Genomic DNA, 5,096 nt, shown 5'->3' with positions numbered 1-5,096 from the left:
ATGCTGGTGCCGAAGCTTATGAGCATCAATACCAACAACGAGTGCTTAAACATATAAAACAACGGGCGAAGAAAATGGGCTTCGATCTAGTTCCTGAGCTAATTGTGGCTTGAGTTTCTTAGAAGAGGCTTCGCCAACGAGTCCGAACTAACTTGGGCAGGTGGGAAAACTCAACATTCGATCTCGCTCCTAATTTTTGTCGTAAATTGTGCTATGCGAACAATTCATGTATAATCATAACAGCTTTGTAGTTTTTCCTAAAAGTTACACAAAAAGAATAAATTTTGAAAGCTGTCGAACAGCATCAAATAGGTATAGTCGTGAATGTCACCGATCTGACCTCTGAATATGTAAAGTATGGGTGTGTCCGTCTCCCAAAGCTACTTGACGATGATACTGTTCGAGTCATAGCACAGGAATCGCAAAAATTATTAGCAGGAGAATCTCAGCAGCTTGAGAAAGCAGTAAAATTCTTCGATCGTCAAGAATGGGAACCCTTGTTGTGGACAGCGACCCAAAATGTAACGATTCTTTATGATATTTTAGGTCAGTCACCCCAACTAGACCAAGCCCTAGAATCTATTCTCGCAGATCCGATCGTAGATCGACTGTTACTTGATGTTCTTGGCCAGGATTATAAAATGTGGCTGGTTCAGATCCGCAGAGCAAATCCCGGCTCAGGTTGCTTGCGAATACATCAAGATCGTCCGGGGGAAACATGTTTACAAATTCTTTTAGATGATGTCCCATCTCCAGCGGGCAGCACAGTCCTCCTCCCTGGCTCGGATGCTTGGCCACGGATTATCAACTCACTGCCATTTATTAAACCGAAATATATTGCTCCTTGGCTGAGAGCGCTAACTGGGAAGAAAGGAGATATTTGGTTGTTCACACGTACTGTGTGGCATGGTCGTTCTCAAGCTGACTCTAGATCGCAGACAGTACTGATGATGAGTTTCCTACCGGGTTGTGCAGACCAAAATATCGTCATTCCACCACCCAGGATTCTGGAAAAGTTAGGGCCAAAGCTACAGACGGCACTTCATGACAGAATAGATCGATCGGGATCTCAGCTTGCCGCAACCACAGAGTTGCAAAAACTGCTCGAAGCTAATCCCCGCTTTAAATTCTGGAGTCCATGGCAATTGGCGATCGGACTATCCTATCTTTTCTCTTTAGCTCTGTCAGTTTGGCGATTCTTCAAACGATATTAAGATAAAATAGATTGGGAATAGATTTACCAAATCGCCATTCCCAACTAGCTATCGCTTTTACCGTTTGACGAGAATGTATGCTTTAGTATATTCCGGTAATTTGCGCGTATATGCAGCAAAATCATCCTTGTTATCAAACACTCCAGCCAGAAAATCTAATTGATGTAAATTTGGTAAAAAAGCCCCACCTGTATCGGCAATAATTCCCATTCTTAACTGTGGTTTCCCATCGAGCGAATTCTCAGTTACTACGATCCTACCTAAACCAATATTGAGGACATCTCCGGCAAAAGTTACGCCCGGTTTGAGAGATATTTTAGTCTCGATCGTTTGCCCAAATCCTTTAATTGCTGTTACTGGTTTAAAATACCAATATCGCTTTTGTTCTGTTGGCGCTAAACCTTTAATATAAGGAATATTATTGTTGCGATCGACATTAAAAAATGCCGATTTACCATCTGGGAATTTAATCAGGACGGTACCTTGCATTAAAGCTGATTCCAAGCCCTCGCGATCGAGATATGCTAAAGGTTCGACCGTTCCAAATTCTTGACCTTCAGGTTCATAAATATTTTTGAGTACGTCTTGCTTGGTGTATTTCAGCCTAATTCCATCGATGTCGGTACCGGATTTGAGCGCATACAGTCCAGCATTAAATTCCTTAGTAGGAGTACGGGAGCCTCGATGAGTGAATACGGCATATTTAGTCATCCTGACTCGTTTCTCATCTGTTGCCGTAGGATTGAAAGCCGTCCATTGAATCGTCCGAAAATTGCTATTTAAGAATTTTGGATCTTGCAGTCGAATCGGTCGTTTGGCTTTGAGATCCTGTTGAATTGTCAACACCATAAAATCTAGTGTTTTCAAAATATCCGTAACTTTAACTCCTTGAGTACCCAAAATCCCCTCGCGCTGGAGATCTGGATCGCTGTCTAATGTATTCCTAAAGTATTTGCGGGTACTTTTTAAAACTACTAATAAATCTATGGCATTAAATTTTACTTTCGTATTTGGTAAGCTACCCGCTTTTAAAATATCCCGACTCTGCGCCATAAATTGAGGTTGCTTTAACTCATCAATGACTTGATAGTCACCCACCCGAGCGGGAAGTGGCGGGACGATAATTGCTGGAGCTGGTAAGGATGTAACGTTAGGAATTAACGGGTTGGGTGAGGCGAGCGGCGTTGTGGTGTTAATCGACGGGGGCGAAGTCGTGGGTATCGGTGTAATAGGTTGCGGCGTTGCTGGCGTTGCTGGTGTCGATGCTGTCGGTAAATTTCGATGACAAGCACCTAATCCGAGTACCCCAATCCCAATTAATAGTCTGAAATATTTCACGTTAAACTAAATTAAGATACTAATAAGCCCGATTTTTAGACCGACTGAGAAACAGAGAAAACTAAATTTCAGTATAATAAAAGCTATGATAATTTAGTTGTAAAACATCGAAATCACCTCCCAGATAGACACTATCTAAATTAAGCTAGTTTTTGAGAATCTTGACAAAAAACTTGATAATCTAACTCTACTTGCCGAGCATAAGCATCGGCATAATCTAATACCTGTTGCTGCCATTCCAAACCGTGTCCGAAATCTACAAGATCTCGATCGATTGCCGCTCCTAATTTACCACTACCATGAAGGTGTGCATAGGCAGTAACCTCGCCCATCGTATCGATTAGTCTCTCTAAATCGGACAAACCGATCTTATCAGATTTGAAGGCAATTTTGTCCTCAGTGGGTTGGAGTTCTCTCAATAGATAGCTATCACCACTAAATTCAATAGCAGCCAGTAGTGCTGGTGGTGCCGATTGGACGAGCTGCTGAACCTTCATCACTCTAGCTGCTCGTTTCCATTCAGGTTGTGCTGTGAGTAAATATGGCTCTAAGGCGGATGCTGGCTGTTGTTTAAAATCGAGTAAGTAATTGCGATTCTCCAGAGGAGAGGCTTTGCCAACGGGCGAACCTTTCCCTTTTACTAAAATGATATACCGATCGAGTCCCAAACTCCCCGTTCCAGCCACTCGGAATCCCACATCCAAAACCTGAAAAAATTCTGGCTCTGCTTGTGTTTGTGCCCAGGTATCGATCGTCTTAATAATTTCCTGTCGGCGCAAATCGCTAATTGCTAATATTTTGACGCCATCAATTTTCAAGTGACGACGCTCTCGATCTATTTCTGTTCGCTCTGCTAATAGATCGCGTCGTTTGCGACGGCTGACTGCTGTAAGTAGATCGCCAACAATCCCGCGTGCATTAGCGGTATCGATCGCTTTTATCGATCCAGATGCTAGTGTATCTGCATAAGTAGTCAGATAAATTTGAGCTAATTTCGTTTGTCCCGATCGATCCAGCTCTAATAGATCTGTTGCTAGGAAAATACTCGTAACCAAACGGCTAACGTCCCATAGACAAGGCGCTAATGCACCTTCATCAAAATCATTAATGCCAAAATAAATTTGCCTGTCATCACCCTTATACGCACCAAAATTCTCTAAATGTAGATCGCCACAAATCCAGGTAGAGGGAGCTAAATTTAGGCTTGAATTTTGAGGTAGATCTCGATAAAATAAATGACATGTTGCCCTGAAAAATGCCAAAGCACTCTTACGCATTTTGAGATACTTCTGTGGTAGTATCTGGGGATTGCGCTGTCGTTGGCGTAGCCTCTCCCGTGGAGCATCGAACGATTGAATTAGCTGCCAAACATCCCGCGTACTATTCGTATAACTTTGCCCATCATCTCGATCGACCAAAATCCCTTCCTCCCCAACTTATAGACACTTAAGATTCATCAGATTCCAGTACAGACTGCCACAAATATTTACAGCAAAATCATCTAAACGATCGATATAGAGCGACATGAATTAACGATTCGCGCCTCAGTTTCGATGCCCCGATTGCAACTACTTTCCAGTCACTAATTTATGCGATTAATCGGCATTACTGGTGGCATTGGTACCGGGAAAAGTACCGTCACCAACTACTTACAAACACAATATCACTTACCAATTTGGGATGCAGATCTCTACGCTCGAGCGGCAGTAGCCAGCGGCTCGCCAATCCTCCAGGCAATCGTTCACCGCTATAGTAGCGATATTTTACAGCCAGATGGCACGCTCGATCGACAGCGGCTGGGTGAAATCATTTTTAGCGACTCAGCCGAGCGTCAGTGGTTGGATGCTCGCATCCATCCCTACGTGCGGGCTTGTTTTGAAACCGAGATCGGTCGGCTCGAACCGGATGCTACCGCCATTTTAGCAATTCCGCTCCTATTTGAAGCACAAATGACGGACTTAGTAACAGAAACTTGGGTAGTTAGTTGCGATCCTCCCACTCAGTTAAACCGAATTATGGCACGCGACAGGCTCGATGAGACAGCAGCAAACAGCCGCATCGCCAGTCAAATGTCTCTAGCTGCCAAAATAGCATTAGCAGACGTTAATTTAGATAATTCAACAACCTTAGCAGACCTAAAAAGACAAATCGATCGTCACATCAAACTTTAACTCTAATTCCCACATTTTGTGGCGAACAACGATCTTTAACTTGGCAGGGGTGATGGGAACGTTAAATAGATAGAGCTACTCAAACCCAAGGATAAACCATCCCATCGCTCGATTTTCTAAGCTGCTCGCCACAGATCCGCCCATCCCCAACTGCTAAAATTAGTTGCTACCAGTGAAGATAACTTCGGGAAATTTGGCTTGAGCCTCGGGTAATGGTCTCCCCTTACCTTCCTCTTGCCAATAATTGATGACTTCAGTAGCCTGGTTGAGAATGCCCACCCGATCGAGTTCGGCAATCCAGTGTTTGGCTTCTAATTCGGCTTTGAGTTGTTCCCACGCATCATTGCGCGGCCAGAAAAAATAAGCAGTCAAA

At 43.6% G+C, this 5,096-nt stretch carries 4 protein-coding genes and 1 pseudogene; 2 read left to right on the top strand and 3 right to left on the bottom strand.

The genetic code is table 11. The annotated features are described in order from the left end of the window. Positions 1–284: 284 nt before the first annotated feature. On the top strand, positions 285–1,214 hold the full coding sequence (locus RMO35_RS08735; protein WP_309740298.1) for a putative 2OG-Fe(II) oxygenase: 930 nt from the start codon (positions 285–287) through the stop codon (positions 1,212–1,214). Positions 1,215–1,271: 57 nt separating this feature from the next. On the opposite strand, the gene RMO35_RS08730 is transcribed toward RMO35_RS08735, so the two are convergent. Both RMO35_RS08730 and RMO35_RS08725 read right to left on the bottom strand, forming a co-directional pair. Further along, entirely contained in the window at positions 1,272–2,552 is a 1,281-nt protein-coding gene (locus RMO35_RS08730; RefSeq protein ID WP_309740296.1) for a hypothetical protein, read from the bottom strand. A gap of 140 nt (positions 2,553–2,692) precedes the next feature. Next, positions 2,693–3,970 carry a DUF2252 family protein gene (locus RMO35_RS08725; protein ID WP_309740295.1) on the bottom strand — a complete coding sequence of 426 codons (1,278 nt, stop codon included), beginning with the start codon at positions 3,968–3,970 and terminating at the stop codon, positions 2,693–2,695. Positions 3,971–4,141: 171 nt separating this feature from the next. On the opposite strand from RMO35_RS08725, the gene coaE reads away from it, so the two are divergent. Next, a complete protein-coding gene (coaE, locus tag RMO35_RS08720; RefSeq protein WP_309740292.1) occupies positions 4,142–4,723 on the top strand; it encodes a dephospho-CoA kinase in 582 nt (193 codons plus the stop codon). Positions 4,724–4,882: 159 nt separating this feature from the next. Here coaE and RMO35_RS08715 read toward each other — a convergent pair. Further along, positions 4,883–5,096: pseudogene (locus RMO35_RS08715) on the bottom strand (30S ribosomal protein PSRP-3); the annotation flags it as partial.

Source organism: Chamaesiphon sp. OTE_20_metabat_361 (genome assembly GCF_031364565.1).
This window is presented reverse-complemented; position numbering and strand designations above follow the sequence as displayed.

Excerpts from the sequence above, each read along its gene's own strand:
- coaE (WP_309740292.1), top strand. The coding sequence starts at position 4,142 with ATGCGATTAATCGGCATTACTGGTGGCATTGGTACCGGGAAAAGTACC.